The sequence below is a fragment of the Pseudomonas laurylsulfativorans genome, assembly GCF_002906155.1.
Taxonomy (GTDB): domain Bacteria; phylum Pseudomonadota; class Gammaproteobacteria; order Pseudomonadales; family Pseudomonadaceae; genus Aquipseudomonas; species Aquipseudomonas laurylsulfativorans.
The window spans coordinates 100,330-125,722 of sequence record NZ_MUJK01000005.1 but is presented as its reverse complement, the minus strand read 5'-3'; the positions used below and the strand labels follow the sequence as shown (position 1 = coordinate 125,722).

The 25,393-nt window shown below is 60.2% G+C and carries 21 protein-coding genes; 13 read left to right on the top strand and 8 right to left on the bottom strand.

Annotation, left to right across the window (positions count from 1 at the left end):
* Nucleotides 1–19: 19 nt before the first annotated feature.
* From B0D71_RS17310 to gcvH, 3 genes are all read left to right on the top strand, one after another.
* On the top strand, nucleotides 20–1,636 hold the full coding sequence (locus B0D71_RS17310) for an ABC transporter permease (RefSeq protein ID WP_103395863.1): 1,617 nt from the start codon (nucleotides 20–22) through the stop codon (nucleotides 1,634–1,636).
* 155 nt (nucleotides 1,637–1,791) lie between these two features.
* The gene (gene gcvT / locus B0D71_RS17305; protein WP_103395862.1) at nucleotides 1,792–2,874 is read left to right on the top strand and encodes a glycine cleavage system aminomethyltransferase GcvT; all 1,083 of its coding nucleotides are present in this window, start codon (nucleotides 1,792–1,794) and stop codon (nucleotides 2,872–2,874) included.
* A gap of 49 nt (nucleotides 2,875–2,923) precedes the next feature.
* Nucleotides 2,924–3,307, top strand: coding sequence for a glycine cleavage system protein GcvH (gene gcvH, locus B0D71_RS17300; protein WP_103395861.1), 384 nt, complete (start codon nucleotides 2,924–2,926; stop codon nucleotides 3,305–3,307).
* 71 nt (nucleotides 3,308–3,378) lie between these two features.
* Here the strand turns inward: gcvH and B0D71_RS17295 are convergent, their stop codons facing one another.
* Nucleotides 3,379–4,530 carry a DegT/DnrJ/EryC1/StrS family aminotransferase gene (locus B0D71_RS17295; protein ID WP_103395860.1) on the bottom strand — a complete coding sequence of 384 codons (1,152 nt, stop codon included), beginning with the start codon at nucleotides 4,528–4,530 and terminating at the stop codon, nucleotides 3,379–3,381.
* A gap of 154 nt (nucleotides 4,531–4,684) precedes the next feature.
* Between B0D71_RS17295 and gcvP the strand changes: the two genes are divergently transcribed.
* Complete coding sequence (gcvP, locus tag B0D71_RS17290) at nucleotides 4,685–7,558, top strand: aminomethyl-transferring glycine dehydrogenase (RefSeq protein ID WP_103395859.1); 2,874 nt, start codon at nucleotides 4,685–4,687, stop codon at nucleotides 7,556–7,558.
* Nucleotides 7,559–7,749: 191 nt separating this feature from the next.
* Here the strand turns inward: gcvP and B0D71_RS17285 are convergent, their stop codons facing one another.
* The 5 genes from B0D71_RS17285 to B0D71_RS17265 all read right to left on the bottom strand — a co-directional run bounded on the left by B0D71_RS17285 (nucleotide 7,750) and on the right by B0D71_RS17265 (nucleotide 11,811).
* Nucleotides 7,750–8,067 carry a DUF2388 domain-containing protein gene (locus tag B0D71_RS17285; protein WP_103395858.1) on the bottom strand — a complete coding sequence of 106 codons (318 nt, stop codon included), beginning with the start codon at nucleotides 8,065–8,067 and terminating at the stop codon, nucleotides 7,750–7,752.
* Nucleotides 8,068–8,135: 68 nt separating this feature from the next.
* Entirely contained in the window at nucleotides 8,136–8,585 is a 450-nt protein-coding gene (locus B0D71_RS17280; protein ID WP_103395857.1) for an NfeD family protein, read from the bottom strand.
* A gap of 8 nt (nucleotides 8,586–8,593) precedes the next feature.
* The gene (locus B0D71_RS17275) at nucleotides 8,594–9,514 is read right to left on the bottom strand and encodes an SPFH domain-containing protein (RefSeq protein WP_103395856.1); all 921 of its coding nucleotides are present in this window, start codon (nucleotides 9,512–9,514) and stop codon (nucleotides 8,594–8,596) included.
* Between the two features lie 84 nt (nucleotides 9,515–9,598).
* A complete protein-coding gene (tfpB, locus tag B0D71_RS17270) occupies nucleotides 9,599–11,383 on the bottom strand; it encodes a type IV pilus assembly ATPase TfpB (RefSeq protein ID WP_103395855.1) in 1,785 nt (594 codons plus the stop codon).
* An 89-nt stretch (nucleotides 11,384–11,472) separates the two neighbouring features.
* Nucleotides 11,473–11,811, bottom strand: coding sequence for a hypothetical protein (locus tag B0D71_RS17265; RefSeq protein ID WP_103395854.1), 339 nt, complete (start codon nucleotides 11,809–11,811; stop codon nucleotides 11,473–11,475).
* Nucleotides 11,812–11,937: 126 nt separating this feature from the next.
* On the opposite strand from B0D71_RS17265, the gene B0D71_RS17260 reads away from it, so the two are divergent.
* On the top strand, nucleotides 11,938–12,408 hold the full coding sequence (locus B0D71_RS17260; protein ID WP_103395853.1) for an Lrp/AsnC family transcriptional regulator: 471 nt from the start codon (nucleotides 11,938–11,940) through the stop codon (nucleotides 12,406–12,408).
* A gap of 115 nt (nucleotides 12,409–12,523) precedes the next feature.
* On the opposite strand, the gene B0D71_RS17255 is transcribed toward B0D71_RS17260, so the two are convergent.
* The gene (locus tag B0D71_RS17255) at nucleotides 12,524–13,891 is read right to left on the bottom strand and encodes a CYTH domain-containing protein (protein ID WP_103395852.1); all 1,368 of its coding nucleotides are present in this window, start codon (nucleotides 13,889–13,891) and stop codon (nucleotides 12,524–12,526) included.
* Nucleotides 13,892–14,048: 157 nt separating this feature from the next.
* Here B0D71_RS17255 and argE point away from each other — a divergent pair, with 157 nt between their 5' ends.
* Together argE and argA are read left to right on the top strand one after the other, a co-directional pair.
* Nucleotides 14,049–15,197 (top strand): acetylornithine deacetylase, encoded by a 1,149-nt coding sequence (gene argE, locus B0D71_RS17250; RefSeq protein ID WP_103395851.1) that lies wholly within the window; start codon nucleotides 14,049–14,051, stop codon nucleotides 15,195–15,197.
* Between the two features lie 245 nt (nucleotides 15,198–15,442).
* The gene (gene argA / locus B0D71_RS17245; protein WP_007978929.1) at nucleotides 15,443–16,741 is read left to right on the top strand and encodes an amino-acid N-acetyltransferase; all 1,299 of its coding nucleotides are present in this window, start codon (nucleotides 15,443–15,445) and stop codon (nucleotides 16,739–16,741) included.
* A 162-nt stretch (nucleotides 16,742–16,903) separates the two neighbouring features.
* On the opposite strand, the gene tauA is transcribed toward argA, so the two are convergent.
* Nucleotides 16,904–17,893 (bottom strand): taurine ABC transporter substrate-binding protein, encoded by a 990-nt coding sequence (tauA, locus tag B0D71_RS17240; RefSeq protein WP_103395850.1) that lies wholly within the window; start codon nucleotides 17,891–17,893, stop codon nucleotides 16,904–16,906.
* Between the two features lie 363 nt (nucleotides 17,894–18,256).
* Here tauA and B0D71_RS17235 point away from each other — a divergent pair, with 363 nt between their 5' ends.
* The 6 genes from B0D71_RS17235 to ssuD all read left to right on the top strand — a co-directional run bounded on the left by B0D71_RS17235 (nucleotide 18,257) and on the right by ssuD (nucleotide 25,392).
* Complete coding sequence (locus B0D71_RS17235; RefSeq protein WP_103395849.1) at nucleotides 18,257–19,588, top strand: OprD family porin; 1,332 nt, start codon at nucleotides 18,257–18,259, stop codon at nucleotides 19,586–19,588.
* 412 nt (nucleotides 19,589–20,000) lie between these two features.
* Nucleotides 20,001–21,341, top strand: a complete 1,341-nt coding sequence (locus tag B0D71_RS17230; protein WP_103395848.1) for an OprD family porin — start codon at nucleotides 20,001–20,003, stop codon at nucleotides 21,339–21,341.
* 291 nt (nucleotides 21,342–21,632) lie between these two features.
* The gene (locus B0D71_RS17225) at nucleotides 21,633–22,271 is read left to right on the top strand and encodes a peroxiredoxin (protein WP_103395847.1); all 639 of its coding nucleotides are present in this window, start codon (nucleotides 21,633–21,635) and stop codon (nucleotides 22,269–22,271) included.
* 297 nt (nucleotides 22,272–22,568) lie between these two features.
* Nucleotides 22,569–23,162, top strand: a complete 594-nt coding sequence (gene ssuE, locus B0D71_RS17220; RefSeq protein WP_103395846.1) for an NADPH-dependent FMN reductase — start codon at nucleotides 22,569–22,571, stop codon at nucleotides 23,160–23,162.
* Nucleotides 23,163–23,252: 90 nt separating this feature from the next.
* The gene (locus tag B0D71_RS17215; protein ID WP_103395845.1) at nucleotides 23,253–24,218 is read left to right on the top strand and encodes a sulfonate ABC transporter substrate-binding protein; all 966 of its coding nucleotides are present in this window, start codon (nucleotides 23,253–23,255) and stop codon (nucleotides 24,216–24,218) included.
* 25 nt (nucleotides 24,219–24,243) lie between these two features.
* Nucleotides 24,244–25,392: an FMNH2-dependent alkanesulfonate monooxygenase gene (gene ssuD / locus B0D71_RS17210; protein ID WP_103395844.1), complete on the top strand. Its 1,149-nt coding sequence runs from the start codon at nucleotides 24,244–24,246 to the stop codon at nucleotides 25,390–25,392.
* Nucleotide 25,393 lies beyond the last annotated feature (1 nt).

The following is a 25,393-nucleotide window of genomic DNA, read 5'->3' as shown; positions in this document are numbered from 1 at the left end:
ATAGTAGAGAACCAAGCCTGTGGCCCATCCCGCCCAACGCCGCTGGTATCCAGTCGTCTTCGCCATCGCTGCGCTGGTCCTGTTGCCCCTGAGCGTACTGCTGCTTTCCTGGCAAACCATCGATGTTCAAATCTGGTCCCACCTGTGGGACACGCAGATGCCGCGCCTGCTGGGCAACACGCTGACGCTGGTGCTCGGTGTCGGTGCGGGTGTCACCCTGCTGGGCGTCAGCCTTGCCTGGCTGACCAGCCTCTGTGAATTTCCCGGTCGGCGCTGGCTCGATTGGGCGCTGATGCTGCCCTTCGCGATACCGGCCTACGTACTGGCGTTTGTGTTTGTCGGCCTGCTGGATTTCGCCGGGCCCGTGCAAACCCTGCTGCGCGAGTGGTTCGGCAGTGGTTTGCGGCTGCCGCGCGTGCGCTCCACGGGCGGCGTGATTGTGGTGCTGGTGCTGGTTTTCTATCCCTATGTGTATCTGCTGGCCCGCACGGCCTTCCTCGCCCAGGGCAAAGGCCTGATGGAAGCGGCGCGGGTCCTTGGCCAATCGCCGTGGCAGGCGTTCTGGCGGGTGGCATTGCCCATGGCGCGGCCGGCCATCGGTGCGGGTGTGGCGTTGGCGCTGATGGAAACCCTGGCGGATTTCGGCGCAGTGTCGGTGTTCAACTTCGATACGTTCACCACGGCCATCTACAAGACCTGGTACGGTTTTTTCAGCTTGTCTTCCGCCGCGCAACTGGCCAGCCTGTTGCTGCTGGTAGTGATGCTCGTGCTGTACGGCGAGCGGCGTGCCCGCGGGGCCAACCGGGCGAGCAACGAGCGACCACGGGTCAAGGCGCTGTATCACCTGCGGGGCTTCAAGGCATTGGCGGCCACGACGTGGTGCGGGCTGGTGTTTGCCTGCGCTTTCGTTATCCCGATGCTGCAATTGGCGGTGTGGTTCTGGCAGCGTGGGCGCTTCGATCTCGACGAGCGCTACACCGGGTTGATCGTCCATACCTTGTATCTGGGGGCGATGGCGGCGTTGATCACCGTCAGTGTTGCCTTGTTACTGGCGTTTGCCCGGCGACTGGCGCCCACCCGGGTCATTCGTTCCGGGATCAGTCTGGCCAACCTGGGCTACGCCTTGCCGGGTTCGGTGCTGGCGGTGTCGATCATGCTGGCGTTCAGTTATCTGGATCGCGAACTGGTGATCCCACTCTCGAGCTGGCTCGGCGGCGCGGGCAAGCCTCTGCTGCTGGGCAGTCTGTCTGCGTTGTTGCTGGCCTATCTGGTGCGCTTCATCGCCGTGGCCTACGGGCCACTGGAAAGCAGTCTGGCGCGTATACGGCCATCTTTGCCCGAAGCGGCACGTAGCCTGGGCGTCAGTGGGCCACGACTGTTTTTCAAAGTGTATCTACCGTTGTTGTTGCCCGGCACCTTGAGCGCTGCGCTGCTGGTGTTCGTCGACGTGCTCAAGGAAATGCCCGCAACCCTGCTGATGCGCCCGTTTGGCTGGGACACGCTGGCGGTGCGAATCTTTGAAATGACCAGCGAAGGAGAATGGGCGAGGGCATCTTTACCGGCGTTGACGCTGGTGCTGGTCGGGCTGTTACCGGTCATCGGATTGATCCGGCGCTCGGCACATCGAAACGGCTAGGTGTCAGTCCTACACCTTGCGGCTACAATGCGCGGCATTCGGTGCGGCCCGTCTGACAGACCAGGTAGCTGAAATCGGCTAAAGGCCCTTTGTTTCAGGCATTCAGTCCGTGCAGCACTTGTCCGCACCTTCGCCACGCCCGGAAGGAGAAACCCATGGGACAGCGTACGCCTCTGTATGACCTTCATCTCGCACTCGGCGCGAAGATGGTCGATTTTGGCGGTTGGGACATGCCTCTGCATTATGGATCGCAGGTCGAGGAACACCATCAGGTGCGCCGCGATTGCGGTGTTTTCGATGTATCCCACATGACCGTAATCGACGTCGGCGGCCCCCAGGCCAAAGCCTGGCTCCGGCATTTGCTGGCCAATGATGTCGAACGCCTGCACAGCCCCGGCCGTGCGTTGTACAGCACCATGCTCAACGAGCAGGGCGGCATCGTCGACGACATGATCGTCTACCGTCTCGATGAGGGTTATCGCCTGGTGGTCAATGCCTCCACCCGCGATCAGGACATCGCCTGGATGCAAGCCCATCTCGACGGTTTCGACGTGCAACTTCGCGAACGTTCCGAGTTGGCGATGCTGGCCATCCAGGGCCCCCACGCTCGGCAAAAAATTGCCGAGCTGGTCAACCAGTCCCGCGGCAACCTGATCCAGCTCCTCAAGCCCTTCGAAGGCCTGTCCGATGGTGACTGGTTTATCGCGCGCACCGGTTATACCGGTGAAGACGGCCTGGAAATCATTCTGCCCGCCGATCAGGCACCAGGCTTTTTCAACGATCTGGTCGGTGCCGGGATCTCCCCCATCGGCCTTGGCGCGCGGGATACCTTGCGGGTCGAAGCCGGCATGAACCTTTACGGTCAGGACATCCAGCAAGATGTTTCACCGCTGGCGTCCAATATGGCCTGGACCATCGCCTGGGAACCCGTCACCCGGCAGTTCATCGGGCGCAAGGCCCTGGAAGCCGAACAGGCTGCCGGCGTGCAGCACAAACTGGTCGGTCTGGTCCTTGAGGAGCGCGGTGTTTTGCGCGCTCACCAGGTGGTTCGTATCGCTGATGTTGGCGAAGGGGAGATCACCAGTGGTAGTTTCTCTCCTACGCTAAGCAAGTCGATTGCACTGGCGCGCGTGCCGATGGCAACTGCTGACCGCGCTGAAGTGGAAATCCGTGGCAAGTGGTACCCGGTCCGGGTGGTCAAACCGACCTTCGTACGCCACGGCAAAACCTTGATCTAATCTTTTCCAGCGGTTAACGACTGCTGACAATTTCCTGAGGACACAGAAAATGAGCAATATCCCTGCCGACCTGCGTTTTGCCGAAAGTCACGAATGGGCACGTCTGGAAGCCGATGGCACCGTCACCGTGGGCATCAGCGATCACGCGCAGGAAGCGCTGGGTGACGTGGTGTTTGTCGAGCTGACTGAAGTCGGCAACGTGTTTGCTGCCGGTGACCAGTCGGGTGTCGTTGAATCGGTTAAAGCCGCTTCCGACATTTATGCACCAATCAGCGGTGAAGTGATCGCCGTCAATGAAGCGCTGAGCGGTGAGCCTGAGCTGCTCAATTCCGATCCGTACGGCGCGTGGATCTTCAAGCTCAAGCCAAGCAACACCGCCGAGCTGGAAAAACTGCTGGATGCCGCCGGTTACAAGGCTGCCATCGGCGAATAATGCTCGCCTGCGTAGGAGCCGGCTTGCCGGCGATGGCGATTTTGAAGGCGCCATCGCCGGCAAGCCGGCTCCTACAAGGGTGGATTAAGCCTGAGTACCGCTTTCACCGCCGCTACCGAACGCTCGACATCCGCTTTGCTCATCGCCGTGAACATCGGCAGCGAGACAATCAGCCGACCGACCCGCTCGGCAACCGGGAACATGCCTTTCTTGAATCCGCGCTCGCGGTAGAGGCTCAACAGGTGAATCGGCGGGTAGTGATAGCCGATCCCGACACCCAACGCCTGCATTTGCTCCATGAAAGTCGCCCGCGCCGGCGTGCCGTCCGCGCGCTCCGGTAATACCAGCTGGAACAGATGCCAGTTGCTGTTTTCGAAATCCGCTGGCGGCAGTTGCGCCCCGTACTGCGCTTCGAAATCCTCGCCAAAACAGGCGAAATAGTGCCGGGCCAGATCACGGCGATGAGCGGTGATGGCGTCGATATGGGCGAATTGCCCCAGGCCAATGGCCGCGGCGACGTCAGTCATGTTGAATTTTCCACCCAGCACGTCGACATCCAGACCATCGAAGCCGGTGCGGGTAACGCCCTGCAGCCGGTATTTCTCTGCCAGGCGTACTTCTTCGGCCGTATTGAGCACCAGGCAACCGCCCTCGGAGGACGTGACGTTTTTGTTCGCCTGGAAACTGAAAGACACGAGATCACCGGTCGAGCCAATGCGTTGGCCATTCCAACTGGAGCCCAGCGCCTGGGCCGCATCTTCGACGATCCGCAGGCCGTGCTTGTTCGCCAGGGCGTACAACCGCGTCATGTCCACCGGCAACCCGGCGAGGTACACCGGGATGATGGCTTTGGTGCGCGGCGTGATCGCTGCTTCCAGCTGGTCCAGATCGATATTGCGGGTCACCAGGTCGATGTCGGCAAACACCGGGGTGGCGCCGACTTCCAGGATGACGTTGGCGGTGGCCACCCAGGAAATCGGCGTGGTGATCACTTCATCGCCCGGCCCGACCCCGGCAATTCGCAAGGCGATTTCCATGGTGCAGGTGCCGGAATTGAAAGTGCGCACCGGGCGCCCGCCAAAATATTCCGAAAGTTGTGCTTCGAAGGCCTGGACCTTGGGGCCGCTGGTGATCCAGCCCGAACGCAATACGTCGCCGACGGCGGCGATCGTGGCTTCATCGATGGTGGGTTTGGAAAACGGCAGGAAAGGCAGTTGGCTCATGGATACAGTCACCCGATCAGCGGACATTAGGTAGGCGCCGGACATGATGATCCGGATTGGTCGACCGCGCCACGTCATCCACGGGGAGATCGACTGCTATGCTGGTTTGACCGTGTTGCATCGACGCTGAGCGCCAGTCAAGAGAGAGCCCGTCATGTCCCAGTTGCCGTCCCTGAGCCAGTTACGCGACCCCAATGCCTTTCTGCGCCGCCACCTTGGACCCGATGCCGCCGAGCAACAGGCAATGCTCGACAGCCTCGGCCTGGGCAGCCGGGTCGAATTGATCGAGCAAACCGTGCCGCCGGGCATCCGCCTCAACCGGGCGCTGGACCTGCCCCCGGCACTCGATGAAGAGGCCGCGCTGGCCAAGCTGCGCGGTTATGCCGAGCAGAACCAGGTCTGGACCAGCCTGATCGGCATGGGCTACCACGGTACCCTCACACCGGCGGTCATTGTGCGTAACGTGCTGGAAAATCCCGGCTGGTACACCGCGTACACACCCTATCAACCGGAGATCGCCCAAGGGCGGCTCGAAGCGCTGCTGAACTTCCAGCAAATGACCATCGATCTGACCGGTCTGGAACTGGCCAACGCCTCGCTGCTCGATGAGGCCACTGCCGCGGCGGAAGCCATGGCCCTGGCCAAGCGGGTCGCCAAGTCCAAAAGCAATCTGTTCTTTGTCGACGAAAACTGCCACCCGCAAACCATTTCCGTGGTGCAGACCCGCGCCGAAGGTTTCGGCTTCGAGTTGATTGTCGACGCTGTGGATAACTTGAAGCAGCACCAGGTGTTCGGCGCGCTGCTGCAATACCCTGACACCCACGGTGAAATCCACGACTTGCGGCCGCTGATTGCTCACCTGCACGCGCAACAGGCCCTGGCCTGTGTCGCCACGGATTTGCTGAGCCTGTTGTTGCTGACCCCGCCGGGTGAACTGGGCGCCGATGTGGTGTTCGGCTCCTCCCAGCGATTTGGCGTACCCATGGGCTATGGCGGGCCGCACGCGGCATTTTTTGCCAGCCGCGATGAATACAAGCGAGCGATTCCCGGGCGGATCATCGGGGTCTCGAAAGATGCGCGGGGCAACACCGCCCTGCGCATGGCCCTGCAAACCCGCGAGCAACACATCCGCCGGGAGAAGGCCAACTCCAACATCTGCACGGCCCAGGTACTGCTGGCCAACATCGCCAGTTTCTATGCGGTCTACCACGGCCCGGAAGGGCTCAAGCGGATTGCCCAGCGGGTTCACCGGCTGACCTGCATCCTTGCCGCCGGGCTTGAACGCAAAGGCATCACCCGGGTCAACCGGCACTTCTTCGACACACTGACGCTGGAGGTTGGCGGAACCCAGACGGCGATCATCGAAAGTGCCCGGGCCGCGCAGATCAACCTGCGCATTCTCGGGCGCGGGCAGTTGGGCTTGAGCCTCGACGAGGCCTGTGACGAAGCCACCGTGGTGAAACTGTTCGACGTGTTCCTGGGGGCCGATCACGGCCTGCGCATTGAGGACCTGGATGCCGAAGTCTTGCCTGGCGGAATTCCCGAAGGGTTGGCGCGAACCTCGCCTTATCTGCGCCATCCGGTGTTCAGCGCCCATCACAGCGAAACCGAAATGCTGCGCTACCTCAAGCAACTGGAAAACAAGGACCTGGCGCTCAATCAATCGATGATCCCCCTGGGCTCCTGCACCATGAAGCTCAACGCCACCAGCGAGATGATCCCGATCACCTGGCCGCAGTTCGCCAACCTGCACCCGTTCGTACCCAAGGAACAGGCTGCCGGGTATGGGCTGATGATCGAAGAGCTGGAGCGCTGGCTGTGCGCGATCACCGGTTTCGACGCGATCTGCATGCAGCCAAACTCCGGCGCGCAGGGCGAATACGCCGGACTGCTGGCGATCCGCAAATACCATGAGAGCCGGCAACAGGGCGGCCGCGATATCTGCCTGATTCCTTCCTCGGCTCACGGTACCAATCCGGCGTCGGCGCAAATGGCCGGGATGCGCGTGGTGATCGTCGAGTGTGACGAGGCGGGTAACGTCGATCTGGACGACCTCAAGGAAAAAGCCGCGCAGGCCGCCGATAAACTCGCCTGCCTGATGGCGACCTATCCATCGACCCATGGCGTGTATGAGGAGGGCATCAGCGAAATCTGCGAAGTGATCCACCAGCACGGCGGCCAGGTGTACATGGATGGCGCCAACCTCAACGCTCAGGTTGGGTTGGCGCGGCCTGCGGATATTGGCGCCGATGTCTCGCACATGAACCTGCACAAGACCTTCTGCATTCCCCATGGTGGCGGTGGGCCGGGCATGGGGCCGATTGGTGTTCGGGCGCATCTGGCGCCGTTCGTGGCCAACCATCCGGTGGTGCCGATTGACGGACCGCACCCGCAAAATGGCGCCGTCAGCGCGGCGCCATGGGGCAGCGCGAGCATTTTGCCGATCAGTTGGATGTACATCGCGATGATGGGGCCGCAATTGGCGGATGCCAGCGAAGTGGCGATCCTCGCCGCGAATTACCTGGCGCGGCATTTGTCTGGTGCTTTCCCGGTGCTGTACACCGGGCGCAACGAACGGGTGGCGCACGAATGCATCCTCGACCTGCGACCACTCAAGACGTTGACCGGCATCACCGAAGAGGACGTCGCCAAGCGCCTGATGGACTACGGCTTCCATGCCCCGACCATGTCGTTCCCGGTGCCGGGGACGCTGATGGTCGAACCGACCGAAAGCGAATCGAAGGCCGAACTGGACCGGTTCATCGGGGCGATGCTGAGCATCCGCGCGGAAATCAACGAGGTGCAGAACGGTAACTGGCCGGCGGAAGAAAACCCGTTGAAAGGTGCGCCGCATACGTTGGCCGATATCACCGGCGTGTGGGAGCGGCCGTACAGCATCGTGCAAGCGGTCACGCCGGACGCGCACACCAAGGCGCACAAATACTGGCCGACGGTGAACCGGGTGGACAATGTGTATGGGGACCGGAACCTGTTTTGTGCGTGTGTGCCGGTCGATGACTACCGCTGACATTTCAGGCTGCACTTAACCCCTGAGGGAGTGAGCTTGCTCGCGATAGCGGTGGGTCAGTGAAATCTTCAGTGACTGTCACATCACTATCGCGAGCAAGCTCCCACAGGGGGGGCTCGGTGAACATGAGGTTTGTGTTCTCTAGGCAAAAAAATGCCGCTCAATTGAGCGGCATTTTTCATTCGCAACGCTTATTCCGAAGCCACGGCATTCTTCGCCAGGATCGCATTCGCCAGTTCCATGTCCGTGGCTTGCAGGCCCGGGTTTTCGGCGCGGACTTTCTGCATGGCCGCTTCCAGGTACGGACCGCGGATCCCACCGTCGCTGGCGACGAAGCTGCTGGCATCGTCCTGTGCCGCGACGACCAGCTTGTGATCCTTGGACGTCAGATAGCTCGAACCGGTGGTTGCGCCGGATGTAAGAACGTTACGCCAAAAAGTATCGGCCATCGCCGAACCGACAGGCAGGGACAACAGCGCGACGGTAGCGACAGCAAGTTTGAAACGCATGACAGGGTGACTCCACTGGGTTGACTACGCGGTTGGATTACCAACCCCCAATCGAGTTCCGTGGTTGCCTATTCTGTCGTTTCGACCAGCAGGATCGCGCCTTGCTGGCCGACCACCCGTACGCGGCTGCCAATGGCAGCGTCCGGCCCGCGGGCCATCCACACGCCGTCGGCCACCTTGATTTTGCCGCGCCCGTCGACAATCGCTTCATGTACCACGAAGGTTTTGCCGATCAGTTCCTGGCCGCGCAGATTCAGGTGTGGCTGGTCGCTCGGGCGCGTCGCCGTGCGCTGACGCCGCCACCAGTACAACGCGGTGGCGATTGACAGCAGGCCGAACAACAGAAACTGCCATTCCCAGGACAGGCCCGGCAGGAGGAAGGTCAAGACGCCCACGGCTGCCGCTGCCATGCCGATCCACAACAGGTAGCCGCCAGCGCCGAACACTTCAAGAATCAACAGCACCGTGCCCAGCGCCAACCAGTCCCAGAACGAAAGATGCTGAAAAAATGCCCACATGGCGCGCCTCAGGCTTTCTTGTTATCGAAAGTGGCCTTGACGATTTCGCCAATGCCGCCCACCGCACCGATCATCGAACTGGCCTCCAGCGGCATCAGGATCACTTTGCTGTTGTTGGCCGAAGCCAGCTTGCCCAGTGCATCGATGTACTTCTGCGCGACGAAGTAGTTGACCGCTTGCACGTTGCCGCTGGCGATGGCTTCGGACACCACTTTGGTCGCCTGGGCTTCTGCTTCGGCTTGCCGTTCGCGGGCTTCGGCCTCCAGGAAGGCGGCCTGGCGGCTGCCTTCGGCTTCGAGGATCTGCGCCTGCTTCTTGCCTTCGGCGGTCAGGATCGCTGCAGCGCGCAGGCCTTCGGCTTCCAGAATTTGCGCACGCTTGATCCGCTCCGCTTTCATCTGCCCCGACATCGCTGCCATCAGGTCGGCGGGCGGGCTGATGTCCTTGATCTCGATCCGGGTGATCTTGATGCCCCACGGCGCGGTCGCTTCATCGACGGTGCGCAGCAGTTTTTCGTTGATTCCGTCTCGCTGGCTGAGCATGGCGTCGAGTTCCATCGAGCCAAGCACCGTACGGATGTTGGTTTGCAGCAGGTTGCGGATGGCGTGTTCGAGGTTGTTCACCTCGTAGGCAGCCTGGGCCGTGTTGACGACCTGGAAGAAACACACGGCGTCGATTTGCACCGTGGCGTTGTCGGCGGTGATGACTTCCTGCGGTGGAATATCCAGCACGCTTTCCATCACATTCATCTTGCGTCCGATGCGGTCCATGACCGGGACGATGACATTCAGCCCCGGCTTGAGCGTGTTGGTGTAGCGCCCGAAACGCTCGACGGTCCATTCAAAGCCCTGGGGCACCACCTTGAAGCCCATGAACAGAATGGCGACCACCAGGCCGACAAAAAGCAAAAGCACACTACCGATCTGCATAACGATTCCTTGTTGATGTGTGGATCTGTGGAGTTGCAATGGCTGGAGTGTAGCGGTGCCGATGCCTGATAAGAACAGCAGGGCTCAGTTCTGCTCGCTCTGGGGTGTCACTCGCAGAACCTCCTCGATGGTCGTCAGCCCGGCGGCGACCTTTTGCGCCCCTGACAGCCGCAGGCTGCGCATGCCTTCCTTGAACGCCTGCCGCCGCACGGCCAGCAAATCGGTGTCGGGACTGATCAACGCCTTGATGCCATCGCTGAGCTGCATGATTTCGTAGACCCCGGCGCGACCGTGATAGCCCGTGTCGCGGCATTCCGGGCAACCGACGGCCCGCTGGGCATTGCCCGGCAAGGGTGCCTGCCAGGGTCGGGTCAGGGTTTGCCAGTCGTCTTCGCCCAGCGACAGTGGTGCCTTGCAGTGCGGGCACAGGGTTCGCACCAGCCGCTGGGCCATGACGCCAAGCACTGTGGCCTTGATCAGGTAGTGCGGCACGCCGAGCTCCAGCAGGCGGCTGATGGCGCTGGGCGCGTCGTTGGTGTGCAGGGTTGATAGCACCAAGTGACCGGTGAGCGCAGCCTGGATCGCCATCTCCGCGGTTTCGAGGTCACGGATCTCGCCGATCATGATGATGTCCGGGTCTTGCCGCATCAGCGCGCGCACGCCGGCGGCGAAGGTCAGGTCGATGTTGTGTTGGACCTGCATCTGGTTGAAGGCCGGCTCAACCATTTCGATCGGGTCTTCGATGGTGCAGAGGTTGACCTCCGGCGTCGCCAGTTTTTTCAGGGTGGTGTAGAGGCTAGTGGTCTTGCCCGAACCCGTCGGCCCGGTGACGAGGATGATGCCGTGGGGCTGGCGGGTCATGTCCTGCCAGCGGCGCAGGTCGTCGACGGAAAACCCGAGCTGGTCGAAGTCCTTGAGCAGCACTTCCGGGTCGAAGATCCGCATGACCATTTTTTCGCCGAAGGCGGTGGGCAGTGTCGACAAACGCAGCTCGACTTCACCGCCTTCTGGCGTCTTGGTTTTCACCCGGCCGTCCTGGGGTTTGCGTTTCTCCGCGACATTCATGCGCCCCAGGGTTTTCAGGCGACTGACGATAGCCATGGTGACCTGGGGCGGGAATTGATAGACGTTGTGCAGCACGCCGTCGATGCGAAAGCGCACCGTGCCTTGCTCGCGCCGGGGTTCGATGTGGATGTCGCTGGCGCGTTGCTGGAATGCGTACTGGAACAGCCAGTCGACGATGTTGACGATGTGTGCATCGTTGGCGTCCGGCTCCTGGTCGCTGGCGCCGAGGTTGAGCAGCTGTTCGAAATTGCCGAGGGTACTGACGTGCGGGTCGGCGCTGTTCGCCCCGGTGACCGATTTGGCCAGACGGAAAAACTCGACGCTCAAGCGCTGGATGTCTACCGGGTTGGCCACCACACGCTTGATCGGCAATTTGAGCACGTGGGTCAAATCAGCCTCCCAGCCACTGACATAAGGCTGGGCACTGGCCACGGTGACCGCATCGCGATCGATCGCTACCGCTAGGATCCTGTGGCGCTGGGCGAAGGCATAGGACATCAGCGGGGTCACGGCCGCGACGTTGATTTTCAACGGATCGATGCGCAGGTAAGGCTGTCCGGCCTGCCGGGACAGCCACAGGGTCAGGCTTTCGAGGTCCAGCGGTTTGCCGGGGCGGCTGAGATCCTCCAGCTGTTGGCTGGCGATGAACTCCAGCGGATGTGTCTGGCCATGGGTGGCGTTACGGCGGCGGGCATTGAGTGCGTGTTCGGCCGAATCCTGGCTGACAAAGCCCTGGGCGACCAGTTCGCGCAGCACATCATTGAGATCCAGCCAGCGGTCCTGAGAGGCGAGTTGTACGGACATGCGGGCTCCTTTTGAACGACAGTCGCAAAGGATAGCCATGGTCCGGTTGATTGCTGGGCCACTACCTGACGAAGCCGTTTCGGCGTTTTTCAGCCCGCCGCTTGAGCCGCTTCGGTCCATGCGGACTCTGCTTCTTGCAGCTCCACCGAGCAGACGCTGATCAGGTTGCGAAGTTTTTCCGCAATCACTTGCGCACGGTGCCAGCTCAAACCGTCGATGACGATCTCGATGCTCAGCCAGTCGTCCTGGCGCTGCGCGTTGACCTGTTCCGGCGTGAGCAATTGCAAGGCGAACAAATTGAGGGCGCGACACAGCAGGTCCGGCTCTGCTTCGGCCAGCATTTGATAGCGAACCCGGCAATGGGCGTTGCTGACGTTCCAGACATCGGCGCGGGCGGGAGGGGTGTTCACGGCTTCGAGATACGGCATGGTCAGGCTCCAGAATGACTGGAGAAATGTTTACATCCTGTACCGGGTATTTCTTCTCTATGACTGGCTTAATTGCTGATATGTAGAATCAATCAATTCACTAATTACCAGGTTGAGGGTTTTTTTATGCAAAGCGAGCTGGACAGCTATGACCGCAAGATCCTCGCCTTGCTGCAAGAGGACGCTTCGCTCTCCAGCGCGCAGATCGCCGAGCAGGTGGGCCTTTCCCAGTCGCCGTGCTGGCGGCGGATTCAGCGGATGAAAGAGGAGGGCATCATTCGCGGCCAGGTGACCTTGCTCGACCGCAAGAAAATCGGCCTGAACACGCAGATCTTCGCGGAGGTGAAACTCAATGCCCACGGGCGCTCGAACTTCACCGAATTCACCGAGGCGATTCGCGGTTTTCCGGAAGTGCTGGAGTGTTACGTGCTGATGGGGGCGGTGGATTTTTTGCTGCGGATTGTCACGGCGGACATCGAGGCTTACGAGCGTTTCTTCTTTGAGAAGCTGTCGATGGTGCCGGGGATTCAGGAGGTCAATTCGATCGTGGCGTTGTCGGAGATCAAGTCGACCACCAGTTTGCCGGTAATGCGCTGATGATGCTTGAGGGCCTTTGTGGCGAGGGGGCTTAGCCCCGTTGGACTGCATAGCAGGCCCATTTTTTGGGGTCGCTGCGCAACCCAACGGGGGCAAGCCCCCTCGCCACAAGGTATTACAGACGCAGCAACATTTTCCAGGCGCGGTTCTGATACACCGCAATCGCCTGCTGCTTGCGCGCATCCAGGACTTCATCGGTGATCGATTCGTTGGCCAGTTGCGCCAGCTTGTTCAGCTCGCCGTACAGGCGATCCATTTCCGGGATCTCCAGCACGTTGCGCGCGTGGTGCAGCCAGACCTGAATGCGTTCGATGCGCGGCAGTTGCTCGGCCAGATCTTCCGGTTGTTGCTGGTAACGCTGCAGTTGCAACGATGTGGCTTCTTCGCCCAACAGGCGCGGCAACCAGCTGCCCAGTTGTGCAGCGCCCTGGCGATTGCCACGGGTGTTGCGGTCGGCGGCCCAGGTGCGGGCCAGCAACCAGCGCGAGGTGGTCAGGGAGAACAGGCCCCAGCGCGGGTCTTCCAGTTCTTCGAGGAACTGCTCGGGCGCGGCTTTGCGCACGTCTTCATCGTCCAGACCGGCCTGGACCAGCGGACGCCAGTCTTCCAGCAAGGCATCGAGGGCGACACGCAGGTCGTGGGTCGACTGACGCGGAGCGGCCTGGCCGAGGCTGCTGATCAGCGCGCGCATTTCCGCGAGGCATTCGACCCAGTCCTGCAGCAGGCGCCAGTGACCGTTGAAGCGATACTGCTCGGCAAGGCGCTGGCTGCTGCCCAGCAAATGCCAGCTCAAGGCGGCGAAGGCGTCGTCCAGCGGCGTTTCGGCGGTGATCTGCGGTGCCGGCAGGCTCAACGAATAGCTGTGGGCGTCGTACAGGCGATAACCGCGCTCGGCCTTGCTGATGTCGCATGGCATCAGGGCCAGTTTCTCGGCCAGTTCGGCGGCCAGTTCCAGCAGGGCTGCTGGCTCACCTTCGCGCAGTTCCAGTTCCAGCTCGCAGATTTCTTCTTTCTGCTTGCCGACCACAACGTGACCCAAGTCCAGCGCAGCTTCGATGACCACTTTGGTCTTGCCGCGACCCCAAGCGATTTCCGCGCGTTCGCGGACGAAGTCGGTGGTGAAGATCGGCTTCAGGGTTTTTTTGTCCAGTTCGGCCAGTTCTTCGGGCCAGCATTCGCCGTCGAGTTTCTTCAGGTCGAGCTTGGCTTTGGGCAGGTTCCAGTCGTACTCGTTACGTACTGACAAGCCAGCGACGCTCTGGCCGCGGGTCTTGAGGGTCTGAATCACTTCTTCGCCATCCTTGCGCAGGCGCAGGGCGACTTTGGCCTGCGCCAGGTCGCGCTCTGGCGTGTCGAAGTACTGGTTCATCAACTCACGGCGTTCCCAGCCACTTTTGTTGCGTTTTTTCAGTAACGGATGCTCGCGCAGGGCGGCGAGGGTTTCGCGGCTGACGCGGAGTTTGATTTCGGTTTCTTTCTGCATGGCCGGAAAATCCAGGATCGGGAGCGCAGCCGGGGGAATGTGTGGCTGCCAAGGTCGTGCAGTGTACAGGACTCAAGGTTAGTCCGCGCCGCGACGGTTTATTCCTGTCACCGGTTGGTTCTATGATGGACTTCAATTCGGGTGCCGGGAGTCAGCGATGCCATTGCCGTCTATGAAAGAACAATTCGCTGCGTTGATCGCTGCACCGTCCGTCAGTTGCACCCAACCCAGTCTCGATCAGACCAACCGCCCGGTGATCGATCTGTTGGCGACCTGGCTCGGCGAGCTGGGTTTTTCCTGCGAGATCCAGCAGGTCAGCCACGGCAAGTTCAATCTGCTGGCCAGTTTCGGTTCCGGCCCCGGCGGCCTGGTGCTGGCCGGGCACAGCGACACCGTGCCGTTCGACGGTGCGCTGTGGCAAACCGACCCGCTGAAACTGACTGAAGTCGACGGTCGTTGGGTCGGCCTGGGCAGTTGTGACATGAAGGGCTTTTTCGCCCTGGCCATCGAGGCGGTCAAACCGCTGCTCGATCAGCCGTTCAAACAGCCGTTGCTGATTCTCGCCACCTGCGATGAAGAAAGCTCGATGTCCGGCGCCCGTGCGCTGGCCGAAGCGGGGCGACCGCTGGGGCGGGCGGCGGTGATTGGCGAGCCGACAGGGCTCAAGCCGATCCGCATGCACAAAGGCATTATGATGGAACGCATCGACATCCTCGGTCAGAGCGGTCACTCCTCCGATCCGCGCCTGGGCCATAGCGCCCTGGAAGCCATGCACGATGCCATCGGTGAACTGCGAGGCCTGCGCTTGTTATGGCAGCGCGAATTCCGCAATCCACAGTTTGGCGTGCCGACGCCAACGATGAATTTCGGCTGCATTCATGGCGGCGACAACCCCAACCGCATCTGCGGCCAGTGTTCGCTGGAATTCGATTTGCGGCCGTTGCCCGGCATGGACCCCAAGGTCCTGCGCGCCGAGATCCTGCAGAAACTCAACCCGATAGCCGAACGACATCAGGTCAAGATCGATTACGCGCCGTTGTTCCCTGAAGTACCGCCCTTCGAGCAGGCCGAGGACGCAGAGTTGGTGCGAATTGCCGAAAAGCTCACCGGCCACAGCGCCGAAGCAGTAGCGTTCGGCACCGAAGCACCTTATCTTCAGCGCCTTGGCTGTGAAACGCTGGTGCTTGGCCCGGGTGATATCGCCTGCGCCCACCAGCCGGGGGAATACCTCGAAATGTCACGTTTGCAGCCTACGGTGCATCTATTAAGGCAACTGATCGAACACTATTGCCTGAACCCCCTGTAGGAGCGAGCTCGCTCGCGATGGACGTTAACGATGACGAGGGCTGCCTGGATAAACGCGGTGCCCTCACATCCATCGCGAGCAAGCTCGCTCCTACAGGGTTTTGCAGTTAAATTGCCGGTGTCCAAACCCGTATTCATGAGGAGAGCGCGCGTGTCGCCAAGCCTGTTCCGACGATAACCATCAGCCCGCTGTGCGTTTTCAGTTTCGCCCTTTTTTCGGCTGCTATTTATTACAGGCCCAGGTTCATGCCCGAATACGTTAATTGGCTTCGTCACGCTTCGCCTTACATCAACGCCCACCGCGATTGCACCTTTGTCGTCATGCTGCCCGGCGACGGCGTTGAACACCCGAATTTCGGCAATATCGTCCACGACCTGGTGCTGCTGCACAGCCTGGGTGTGCGGCTGGTGCTGGTTCACGGTTCCCGGCCGCAAATCGAAGCGCGCCTGGCGGCCCGTGGCCTGACTCCGCATTACCACCACGGCATGCGCATCACTGATGCCGCGACCCTGGAGTGCGTGATCGACGCGGTCGGCCAGTTGCGGATTGCCATTGAGGCTCGCCTGTCGATGGACATGGCTTCGTCGCCGATGCAGGGCTCGCGCCTGCGGGTGGCCAGCGGCAACCTGGTGACGGCGCGGCCGATCGGCGTGCTTGAAGGTGTCGACTACCACCATACCGGCGAAGTGCGCCGGGTCGATCGCAAGGGCATCAACCGTCTGCTGGACGAGCGCTCCATCGTGCTGCTGTCGCCGTTGGGCTATTCGCCGACCGGGGAGATTTTCAACCTCGCTTGCGAAGACGTCGCCACGCGAGCGGCCATCGACCTGGGCGCGGACAAGCTGCTGCTGTTCGGCGCCGACCTGGGCCTGATCGACGAACACGGGCGCCTGGTGCGCGAGCTGCGTCCGCAGCAAGTGCCGGCGCATCTGCAACGGCTGGGCAGTAACTATCAGGCGGAATTGCTGGATGCCGCGGCCGAAGCGTGCCGTGGCGGCGTGGCCCGCAGCCATATCGTCAGTTACGCCGAAGACGGTGCACTGCTGACCGAGCTGTTCACCCGCGACGGTGGCGGTACGCTGGTGGCCCAGGAACAGTTCGAAGTGGTGCGCGAAGCGGCCATTGAAGATGTTGGTGGTTTGCTGGACTTGATCAGTCCGCTGGAAGAGCAAGGCATCCTGGTGCGCCGTTCCCGCGAGGTGCTGGAACGCGAAATCGAGCAGTTCAGTGTGGTTGAACGCGAAGGCATGATCATCGCCTGTGCGGCGCTGTATCAGATCGCCGATTCGGACGCGGGCGAGCTGGCGTGCCTGGCGGTCAATCCGGAGTATCGCCATGGCGGTCGCGGCGATGAGCTGCTGGAACGTATTGAAACCCGCGCCCGGGCGCAGGGGTTGAAAACCTTGTTCGTCCTTACCACCCGCACCGCGCACTGGTTCCGCGAACGTGGCTTCGAACCCAGCAGTGTCGACCGACTGCCGTCGGCGCGGGCGTCGCTGTACAACTATCAGCGTAATTCGAAGATCTTCGAAAAAGCCCTTTGATGTTGGAGCAGCAGAGGTCCCTGTGGCGAGGGGGCTTGCCCCCGTTGGGCTGCGGAGCAGCCCCAAAACCTGCCCGACCAAGTCGCATGGTTTGCGGCCGCTTCGCGACCGAACGGGGCGGTTCGGCGCTCCGACAAGCCCCCTCGCCACAAGGTTTTACATTCACTCCTGCACAAACTTCGCACTGACATACGGCGAGTAATCCGGCAGCACCGTTTCAACCTTCCCTTGCTCCTTCAAGAATTTCGCCGTCTCGCCAATGGCCTTGGCCGTACCGCCATCCAGCAGCGCGGTGCTCTGTTGCGCCTTGGCATCCGGGAAGGCGGAACCGGCCAACAGTTCAGGTACATCGGCGGCGTTGGCACCGGTCAGTTTGGCGATTTTCTGGACGGGTACCGAATCAACGGTCCATTGGTCCTTATGAGCGGCATAGTCGGCGAACGAATCCAGGGTAACCCGGGCGAACTTTGCCACGACCTCCGGATGTTTCTCGGCGTAATCCTTGCGCGCCACCCAGACCTCAAAGGTTGGCGCACCCCATTGGCCTACCTGCGCAGCGTCGGTCAGGGTCTTGCCGGTCTTGCGGATTTCCCCCAGGGCGGGTGACCAGACAAACGCGCCATCAATATCACCACGCTTCCAGGCTGCTGCGATTTCCGCTGGCTGCAGGTTCACCACTTTGACTTTCGAGCTGTCCAGGCCCCAGTGCTTCAGCGCGCCAAGCAGGCTGTAGTGGGAGGTTGAAACGAACGGGGTGGCGATGGTCTTTCCGATCAGATCTTGCGGTTTTTCGATGCCGCTGCCGTTGCGCACCACCAGCGCTTCGGCGGCATTGATCTGGGCCGAGACGATGAACGCGACAATCGGCAGGTTGCGCGAGGCGGCGGCGGCCAGCGGGCTGGAGCCCAGATTGCCGATTTGCACATCGCCCGAGGCTATCGCCGTGACCACTTCCGGGCCGCTGTTGAAGCGCCGCCAGTCGATGGGCTGGCCGATGGTTTTTTCATAAAGGCCATCGGCCTGGGGGACTTTGCTGGGGTCGATTCCGGTTTGGTAACCGACGGTGAGATTCGCCGCCTGAGCCGCGAAAGAAAATGCCAGGGATACACAAACTGTAACAATTGGTCTGGATAGTGCGCGTTTGGTCGTCATGGGGTCGCCTTTCGGTAAAGGATTTGTTTCCGAATTGCGTCTGAAACTAATCGATCTAAAAAAACTAAAATAAATACCGTTTAGGAATTAGCTTATGAGCCGAACCTTGTATTCCGGGGTGATCGAGCAGTGGGGAGCTAAATTCCTAAAGGGTATTAGAAAAGAGTCGGGTAATTCTTTTCAGGCTTATGACGAACTCATGACCTGCAGGGACCAAAAAATCGGGGGTTAGACCATGGTCGTAGACACACAAAGTTACGATTGACTTGTGGGTCACGGTCTGGCGCTAATCGCGCATCTTAGGATTTCGGGCGACGACTCGAGACCAGGAATACAAGAATTAGAATCGAGAGGAGCTACACAATGAACAAGTCCACCTTGGCTTTGGCCGTGGCCGTAGGGGTTTTGGCGCAGCAGGCAGGCGCCGCAGGTTTCCTGGAAGACAGCAAGGCTTCCATCAGCTCTCGCACCATGTATTACAACAACGATAACCGTGAAGGCGGTGCGGATCAGAAAGAGTCCGCAGAAGGCCTGAAATTCGATTATCTGTCCGGTTTCACTCAAGGCACTGTCGGTTTCGGTATCGACGCCCAGGCACTGCTGGGTATCCACTTGGACGGCGGCAAGGGTCACCACCCAGACAACAACACCTTCTTCCCAAGCGACAGCGATGGTTCGGCCGTGTCCGAATGGAGCCGTGCAGCCGCTAACGTCAAGGCGCGCTTCTCGAAGACCGAGGCCCACCTGGGTGGCGCCCTGGCACCCAACTTGCCGATCCTGGTCGCGAACGACAGCCGTCTGCTGCCACAGACCTTTGACGGTGGCACCATCACTTCGAAAGAAATCGACAACGTGACCTTCAACGCAGGTCAGTTGGAGCATTCGGCGGGGCGCGCCTCTTCGAACTCCACGGGCCTGGCCGTGGCTGGCGGTACAGAGGACAGCAACAAGTTCTACTACGGTGGTGCTGACTGGAAGGTCACCAAGGACCTGACCCTGCAGTACTACCACTCGAATCTGAAGGACTACTACAAGCAGGACTTCCTGGGCTTGATCCACGTGTTTCCGATCGATGCCACCCAGTCCTTCAAGACGGATATTCGCTACTTCGACAGCAGCTCCGACGGCAAGAACGGTGATCCGGGTTTCCGTTTCAACAACAACAACGGTTTCGCCAAGAACCCGGGCGAGGTCGATAACAAGACCTGGAGCGCCATGTTCACCTACACCCTGGGTGGCAACGCCTTCCTGCTCGGTCATCAGCGCGTCAACGATGACGGTGGTTTTGTCTACCTGAACCAGGGCAACGTGGTCGATGGCAATGGCCGTCCGGAAGGCAACGGCGGCGCCAGCTTCTACCTGTTCACCGACTCCATGATCAACGGTTTTGTTCGTGCCGGTGAAAACACCACCTTCGGTCAGTACTCCTATGACTTCGCCGGACTGGGCGTGCCGGGCCTGAAAACTTCGATCGCCTACCTGCATGGCGACAACATCAAGGCTACCAACGGCCGCGGCCCTGATGGCTCCGAGTGGGAACGCGACATGCGGGTCGACTACACCATCCAGCAGGGCGCTCTCAAAGGCTTCGGCGTAACGCTGCGTAATGGTGTCTACCGTGGCAGTGAAGTCTCCAACAACCCTGATGTTGACCAGACCCGCCTGATCTTCAACTACACCTACAGCTTCCTGTAACCAGCCTTGCGGAAAAACCTCGCCTGTCGGCGGGGTTTTTTTTGAGCTGACGTTTATATTCCATAATGATCTTTGCTGATTATTTATTATTCTTTTTAGTTTTTATCCATCCCGCTTAAAGTGCGTCTGTCCGACACTCATCCCTGAGCTCGGATTTGGCAATTTCGTCCCTCGACAATTGATCAGGTTAAGGAATCGGCCCTGCCGTCGATACCTCGGTTCTGCCGTGGGAAGTCATATTCCATAGTGGTATTAAAAACACTTAAAAAATACTTTTTGGCATTAAGGCCATGTATCCTGCGGCCCGCCAAACGACCGGCTTAGACGGTTTGTCGCGAATTTATGCATTCAGGATCCCGGGCAATCGATTCGGGACCAGGAACATCAGAATTAGAAACTAGAGGAGCGAAACATGAACAAGTCCACCTTGGCCATGGCTGTGGCCGTCGGGGTATTGGCCCAGCAGGCAAGCGCCGCGGGTTTTATCGAAGACAGCAAGGCAACACTGGGGCTGCGTAACTTCTACATCAACACCGACAACCGCGACGGTGCCGGTGCCAACAAAAACGAAGAGTGGGGCCAAGGCTTCGATCTGCGCTTCATCTCCGGCTACACCCAAGGCACCGTCGGCTTCGGTATCGATGCGATCGGCCTGTTGGGCGTCAAGCTGGATTCGGGCGGCGGTACCAACGGCGCCACGGCGACCTCTTACGGCGGCACGGTTTTCCCGAGCAAATCCAACGGCGAGGCGGTTGATGACTTCTCCAGCCTGGGCCTGACCGCCAAGGCCAAGGTTTCCCAGACCGAACTGAAACTGGGCACCCTGCAGCCGAAAAATCCGGTGATCGTGACCAACGATGGTCGTCTGCTGCCGCAAACCTGGCAGGGTGGCCAGATCACTTCCGCCGAGATCAAGGACCTGTCGCTGGTCGGTGGCCAGATCGAAGCCGTCAAAGGCCGTAACTCCAGCAACAATGAGCAGATGTCGATTTCGGGCGCGAACTCTCGCGGCACCAAGTTCCGCGACAGCAACAAGTTCATCTATGCCGGTGGCGACTACAAGATCACCAAGGACCTGACTGCCCAGTACTACTACGGCAACCTGGAAGAGTTCTACAAGCAACACTTCCTGGGTCTGGTGCACAACTGGGCCATCGGCCCGGGCGTGTTGAAGTCGGATTTCCGTTATTTCAACAGCTCTGATGATGGTGCCAACGGTCACGACCCGCTGTACTACACCACTGGCAACTACAACGCGCCAAACGGTAAAGGCAAGGTCGACAACAACCTGTACAGCGGCCTGTTCCTGTATTCGGTTGCCGGTCATACCTTCGGTGGCGGTTACCAGGTCAGCAACGGCAGTAGCGACTTCCCTTGGCTGAACCAGGGTGACGGTTCGTCGAACTACACCATCACCGATTCACAAATCCAGAAGTTCGGCCGTGCTGGCGAGCGTACCTGGCAGGCACGTTACGCGTATGACTTCGCCAAGGTCGGCGTACCTGGCCTGACGGCGGGTCTGGTGTATCTGCATGGCGACAACATCGACACCGTTAACTCTAAAGGTGGCGTGGCAGCCAATGGTGCTTCCGAGTGGGAGCGCGATCTGAGCGTGGCTTACGTCGTTCAGGAAGGTGCGTTGAAGAACCTGGGCCTGGCGTGGAAAAACGCTACCTGGCGCACCGACCTGCCGAACACCCGTTCGCAGGATGAAAACCGCCTGATCCTCAGTTACTCGATCCCGCTGTTGTAATAGCGCTCGCGTAACCGAGACAAAAAAACCCCGCCCGGTATTGCACCGGGCGGGGCTTTTACATGTTCAAGACGGGTTCACCCCCGTAATCCCGCCCTGAAGTTCCCTCTTTGCAGCAACTCAAGGCCTTCTCGAACCTTGTGGCCGATGTTCGGCGGGTTGCGCGTGCACGTCCAGTGAACAGATTTTTAATATTTCTTAATGATCTAAATAAATCGATATTTATTCTTTTTAATAGATAAAAAACACAGGCACAGTTGAACCCATCAAGCACTCACAAGGAGCAGCACCATGGGTCTCAGACTTGGCGATATCGCCCCCGATTTCGAACAGAACTCCAGCGCCGGCATCATCCGTTTCCATCAGTGGCTGGGCGATAGCTGGGGCGTGCTGTTCTCCCATCCGGCGGACTTCACCCCGGTGTGCACCACCGAACTGGGTTTCACCGCCAGACTCAAGGATGAATTCGCAGCGCGCGGCGTCAAGGCTATCGCACTGTCCGTGGACCCTGTCGAGTCGCACCACAGGTGGATCGAGGACATCAATGAAACCCAGGTCACCGTGGTCAACTTTCCGATCCTCGATGACGCCGACCGCAAGGTCTCGGACCTCTACGACCTGATCCACCCCAACGCCAACGACACCTTGACCGTGCGCTCGCTGTTTGTGATCGACCCAAACAAAAAGGTCCGGCTGACGATTACCTACCCGGCGAGCACCGGCCGCAACTTCAATGAAATCCTGCGGGTGATCGACTCGCTGCAACTCACCGACAACTACAAGGTGGCCACGCCGGCCAACTGGCAGGACGGTGATGAAGTGGTGATCGTGCCGTCGCTCAAGGATGAGGATGAAATCAAACAGCGTTTTCCCAAGGGTTATCGTGCGGTCAAGCCTTACCTGCGCCTGACGCCGCAGCCTAATCGCTAATCGCTTTTGTAGGAGCTGGCTTGCCGGCGAACCAGGCGACGCGGTGATTCAGGCACACCGCAATCGCTGGCAAGCCAGCTCCTACAGGTATGTGTTCGGATGTTCTCTAAGCAGGGGATTTCAGGCCGTTTCGACGGCCTGTTTTTTTGCCTGGAAGAAGTGAACTTGCATATCTCTTAAATGCATAACCAAATGAATAAATATGATTTATGGATATATAAATCAGCTGTTAAGGTCACTCCATTGAAGCGAGATCGCAAACCGCGAATCGCCAACGCCGAGCAAGGAATCCTCTGAATGTTGGTTGTCTCACTCGGTGGCAGTCCCAGTCAGCGCTCTCGTTCAGGGGTGCTGCTGGACCGCTCCCGGCAATGGTTACAAGAGCAGGGCGTGGAAGTAGTGAGTTATCAGGTACGTGACTTCCCGGCCGAAGACCTGCTGCACGCACGCTTCGACAGCCCCAAGGTGATCGACCTGCTGCAACAGATTGAAAACGCCGATGGCCTGCTGATCGCCACACCGGTTTACAAGGCATCGTTTTCCGGGGCACTGAAAGTCCTGCTGGATCTGCTGCCCGAACGCGCCTTGAGCCACAAGGTGGTTTTGCCGATGGCCACGGGTGGCAGCATCGCCCACATGCTGGTGGTGGATTACGCGCTCAAGCCGGTGCTGTCGGCATTGAAGGCCCAGGAAATGCTGCAGGGGATTTTCGCCGTCGACAGCCAGATCGCCTACGGTGAAGGCAGCGCCCAGGCGCAGTTGGCGCCGGAGCTGGAGCAACGTTTGTATGAAGCGCTGGAGCAGTTCTCCGGTGCCATGGCGCGACGGCCCAGGCCGCTCGATCCGAACCTGTTGAATGAACGTTTGTTGAGTGCTCGCTGGAGCATTTAAGCCCCACCGAAAAATTGAAGTACTGGCCTTACTCGCCCGCCAACGGGCAAGCAGGTGCAGCCAAAACCCAACTGCAAAAAGGAGAGCGCCATGCGCCCTGTCATTTTGCGTCGTGGTCTGGTCGCTCTGTTTGCTGCGGCTGTCACCTTCGGCGCCATTACTCAAGCTCAGGCCGAGACATTACGAATCGGTTATCAGAAGTACGGCACCCTGGTGCTGCTCAAAGCCAAGGGCACCCTGGAAAAACGCCTCGCCGCCCAAGGCGTTGACGTGCAATGGACGGAATTCCCCGGTGGCCCACAACTGCTTGAAGGCTTGAACGTCGGCTCCATCGACTTCGGCGTGACCGGTGAGACGCCGCCCGTGTTCGCTCAAGCGGCTGGCGCAGATTTGCTCTACGTCGCTTATGAACCGCCAGCGCCGCACAGTGAGGCGATCCTGGTGCCGAAGGACTCGGCGATCAAGTCGGTGGCAGAGCTCAAGGGCAAGAAAGTCGTGCTCAACAAGGGCTCCAACGTGCACTACCTGCTGGTGCGCGCACTGGAAGACGCCGGCCTCAAATACACCGACATCCAGACTGTATTCCTGCCGCCGGCCGATGCCCGCGCCGCGTTCGAGCGTGGCAGCGTCGACGCCTGGGTGATCTGGGACCCATACCAGGCTGCCGCCGAACAACAACTGCAAGCGCGCACCCTGCGTGATGGTCAGGGCATCGTCGACAACCATCAGTTCTACCTGGCGACCAAGCCTTATGCGCAGAAAAATCCCGAGGTGATCAAGACCCTGGTGGAAGAAGTGCGCGCGGTCGGTGAGTGGTCCAAGGCTAACCCGCAAGACGTGACCCAACAGGTTTCGCCGCTGCTCGGCCTGCCGACGGATATCACCCTGACCTCGGTGAAACGCCAGGGCTACGGCGCGTTGTTCCTCACCCCGGAAGTGGTCGCCGCGCAGCAGAAAATCGCCGACAGCTTCTACCAGCTCAAGCTGATTCCCAAGCCGTTGAGCATCAAAGACGTGATCTGGACGCCGCCGGCTGCCGTTGCAAAAGCCCAATAATTCGATTCCCCAAGGAGACCACTCCATGAGCCTCAATATCTTCTGGTTCCTGCCAACCCACGGCGACGGCCATTACCTTGGCACCGCCGAAGGCGCCCGCGCCGTCGATCACGGTTATCTGCAACAAGTCGCACAGGCAGCGGATCGCCTGGGGTTCGGCGGGGTACTGATCCCTACCGGCCGTTCGTGCGAAGACTCGTGGCTGGTGGCGGCATCGCTGATTCCGGTGACCCAGCGCTTGAAGTTCCTTGTCGCCCTGCGCCCCGGGATCATTTCCCCGACGGTGGCGGCGCGTCAGGCCGCGACCCTGGATCGACTGTCCGGCGGGCGTGCATTGTTCAACCTGGTGACTGGCGGTGATCCGGAAGAATTGGCTGGTGATGGCCTGTTCCTCAGCCACGAAGAGCGCTATCAGGCCTCGGTGGAATTCACCCGCATCTGGCGCCGTGTGCTGGAAGGAGAAACCGTCGATTACGACGGTCAGCACATCAGCGTGAAAGGTGCGAAGTTGCTCTATCCGCCGATCCAGCAACCGCGTCCGCCGCTGTACTTCGGTGGCTCCTCGGAAGCGGCACAAGACCTCGCGGCAGAGCAGGTGGAGATGGTTTTGACCTGGGGCGAACCACCGGCCGCCGTCGCGGAAAAAATCGAACAGGTCCGCGCCAAAGCCGCCAAGCTTGGCCGCACCGTGCGCTTCGGTATTCGCCTGCATGTGATCGTGCGCGAAACCAATGAAGAGGCCTGGAAAGCCGCCGACCGGTTGATCTCGCATCTGGACAACGACACCATTGCTCGTGCCCAGGCCTCGCTGGCACGTTTCGATTCGGTTGGTCAGCAACGCATGGCCGCCTTGCATGGCGGTAGCCGCGACAATCTGGAAGTCAGCCCGAACCTGTGGGCCGGTGTCGGCCTGGTGCGCGGTGGTGCCGGTACGGCGCTGGTGGGCGATGGTCCGACGGTAGCCGCTCGCGTGAAGGAGTACGCGGACCTGGGCATCGACACGTTCATTTTCTCCGGTTATCCACACCTGGAAGAGTCGTACCGCGTCGCTGAACTGCTGTTCCCGCACCTCGATGTCGAGCGTCCCGAGTTGCCGAAAAGTGCCGGTTACGTCAGCCCGTTCGGCGAGATGGTGGCCAACGACATTCTGCCCAAAGCCTTGTCCCAGAGCTGAG

Coding starts and splice junctions, on each gene's coding strand:
- gcvT (WP_103395862.1), top strand. CDS start 1,792: ATGGGACAGCGTACGCCTCTGTATGACCTTCATCTCGCACTCGGCGCG.
- gcvH (WP_103395861.1), top strand. CDS start 2,924: ATGAGCAATATCCCTGCCGACCTGCGTTTTGCCGAAAGTCACGAATGG.
- B0D71_RS17295 (WP_103395860.1), bottom strand. CDS start 4,530: ATGAGCCAACTGCCTTTCCTGCCGTTTTCCAAACCCACCATCGATGAA.
- gcvP (WP_103395859.1), top strand. CDS start 4,685: ATGTCCCAGTTGCCGTCCCTGAGCCAGTTACGCGACCCCAATGCCTTT.
- B0D71_RS17285 (WP_103395858.1), bottom strand. CDS start 8,067: ATGCGTTTCAAACTTGCTGTCGCTACCGTCGCGCTGTTGTCCCTGCCT.
- B0D71_RS17280 (WP_103395857.1), bottom strand. CDS start 8,585: ATGTGGGCATTTTTTCAGCATCTTTCGTTCTGGGACTGGTTGGCGCTG.
- B0D71_RS17275 (WP_103395856.1), bottom strand. CDS start 9,514: ATGCAGATCGGTAGTGTGCTTTTGCTTTTTGTCGGCCTGGTGGTCGCC.
- tfpB (WP_103395855.1), bottom strand. CDS start 11,383: ATGTCCGTACAACTCGCCTCTCAGGACCGCTGGCTGGATCTCAATGAT.
- B0D71_RS17265 (WP_103395854.1), bottom strand. CDS start 11,811: ATGCCGTATCTCGAAGCCGTGAACACCCCTCCCGCCCGCGCCGATGTC.
- B0D71_RS17260 (WP_103395853.1), top strand. CDS start 11,938: ATGCAAAGCGAGCTGGACAGCTATGACCGCAAGATCCTCGCCTTGCTG.
- B0D71_RS17255 (WP_103395852.1), bottom strand. CDS start 13,891: ATGCAGAAAGAAACCGAAATCAAACTCCGCGTCAGCCGCGAAACCCTC.
- argE (WP_103395851.1), top strand. CDS start 14,049: ATGCCATTGCCGTCTATGAAAGAACAATTCGCTGCGTTGATCGCTGCA.
- argA (WP_007978929.1), top strand. CDS start 15,443: ATGCCCGAATACGTTAATTGGCTTCGTCACGCTTCGCCTTACATCAAC.
- tauA (WP_103395850.1), bottom strand. CDS start 17,893: ATGACGACCAAACGCGCACTATCCAGACCAATTGTTACAGTTTGTGTA.
- B0D71_RS17235 (WP_103395849.1), top strand. CDS start 18,257: ATGAACAAGTCCACCTTGGCTTTGGCCGTGGCCGTAGGGGTTTTGGCG.
- B0D71_RS17230 (WP_103395848.1), top strand. CDS start 20,001: ATGAACAAGTCCACCTTGGCCATGGCTGTGGCCGTCGGGGTATTGGCC.
- B0D71_RS17225 (WP_103395847.1), top strand. CDS start 21,633: ATGGGTCTCAGACTTGGCGATATCGCCCCCGATTTCGAACAGAACTCC.
- ssuE (WP_103395846.1), top strand. CDS start 22,569: ATGTTGGTTGTCTCACTCGGTGGCAGTCCCAGTCAGCGCTCTCGTTCA.
- B0D71_RS17215 (WP_103395845.1), top strand. CDS start 23,253: ATGCGCCCTGTCATTTTGCGTCGTGGTCTGGTCGCTCTGTTTGCTGCG.
- ssuD (WP_103395844.1), top strand. CDS start 24,244: ATGAGCCTCAATATCTTCTGGTTCCTGCCAACCCACGGCGACGGCCAT.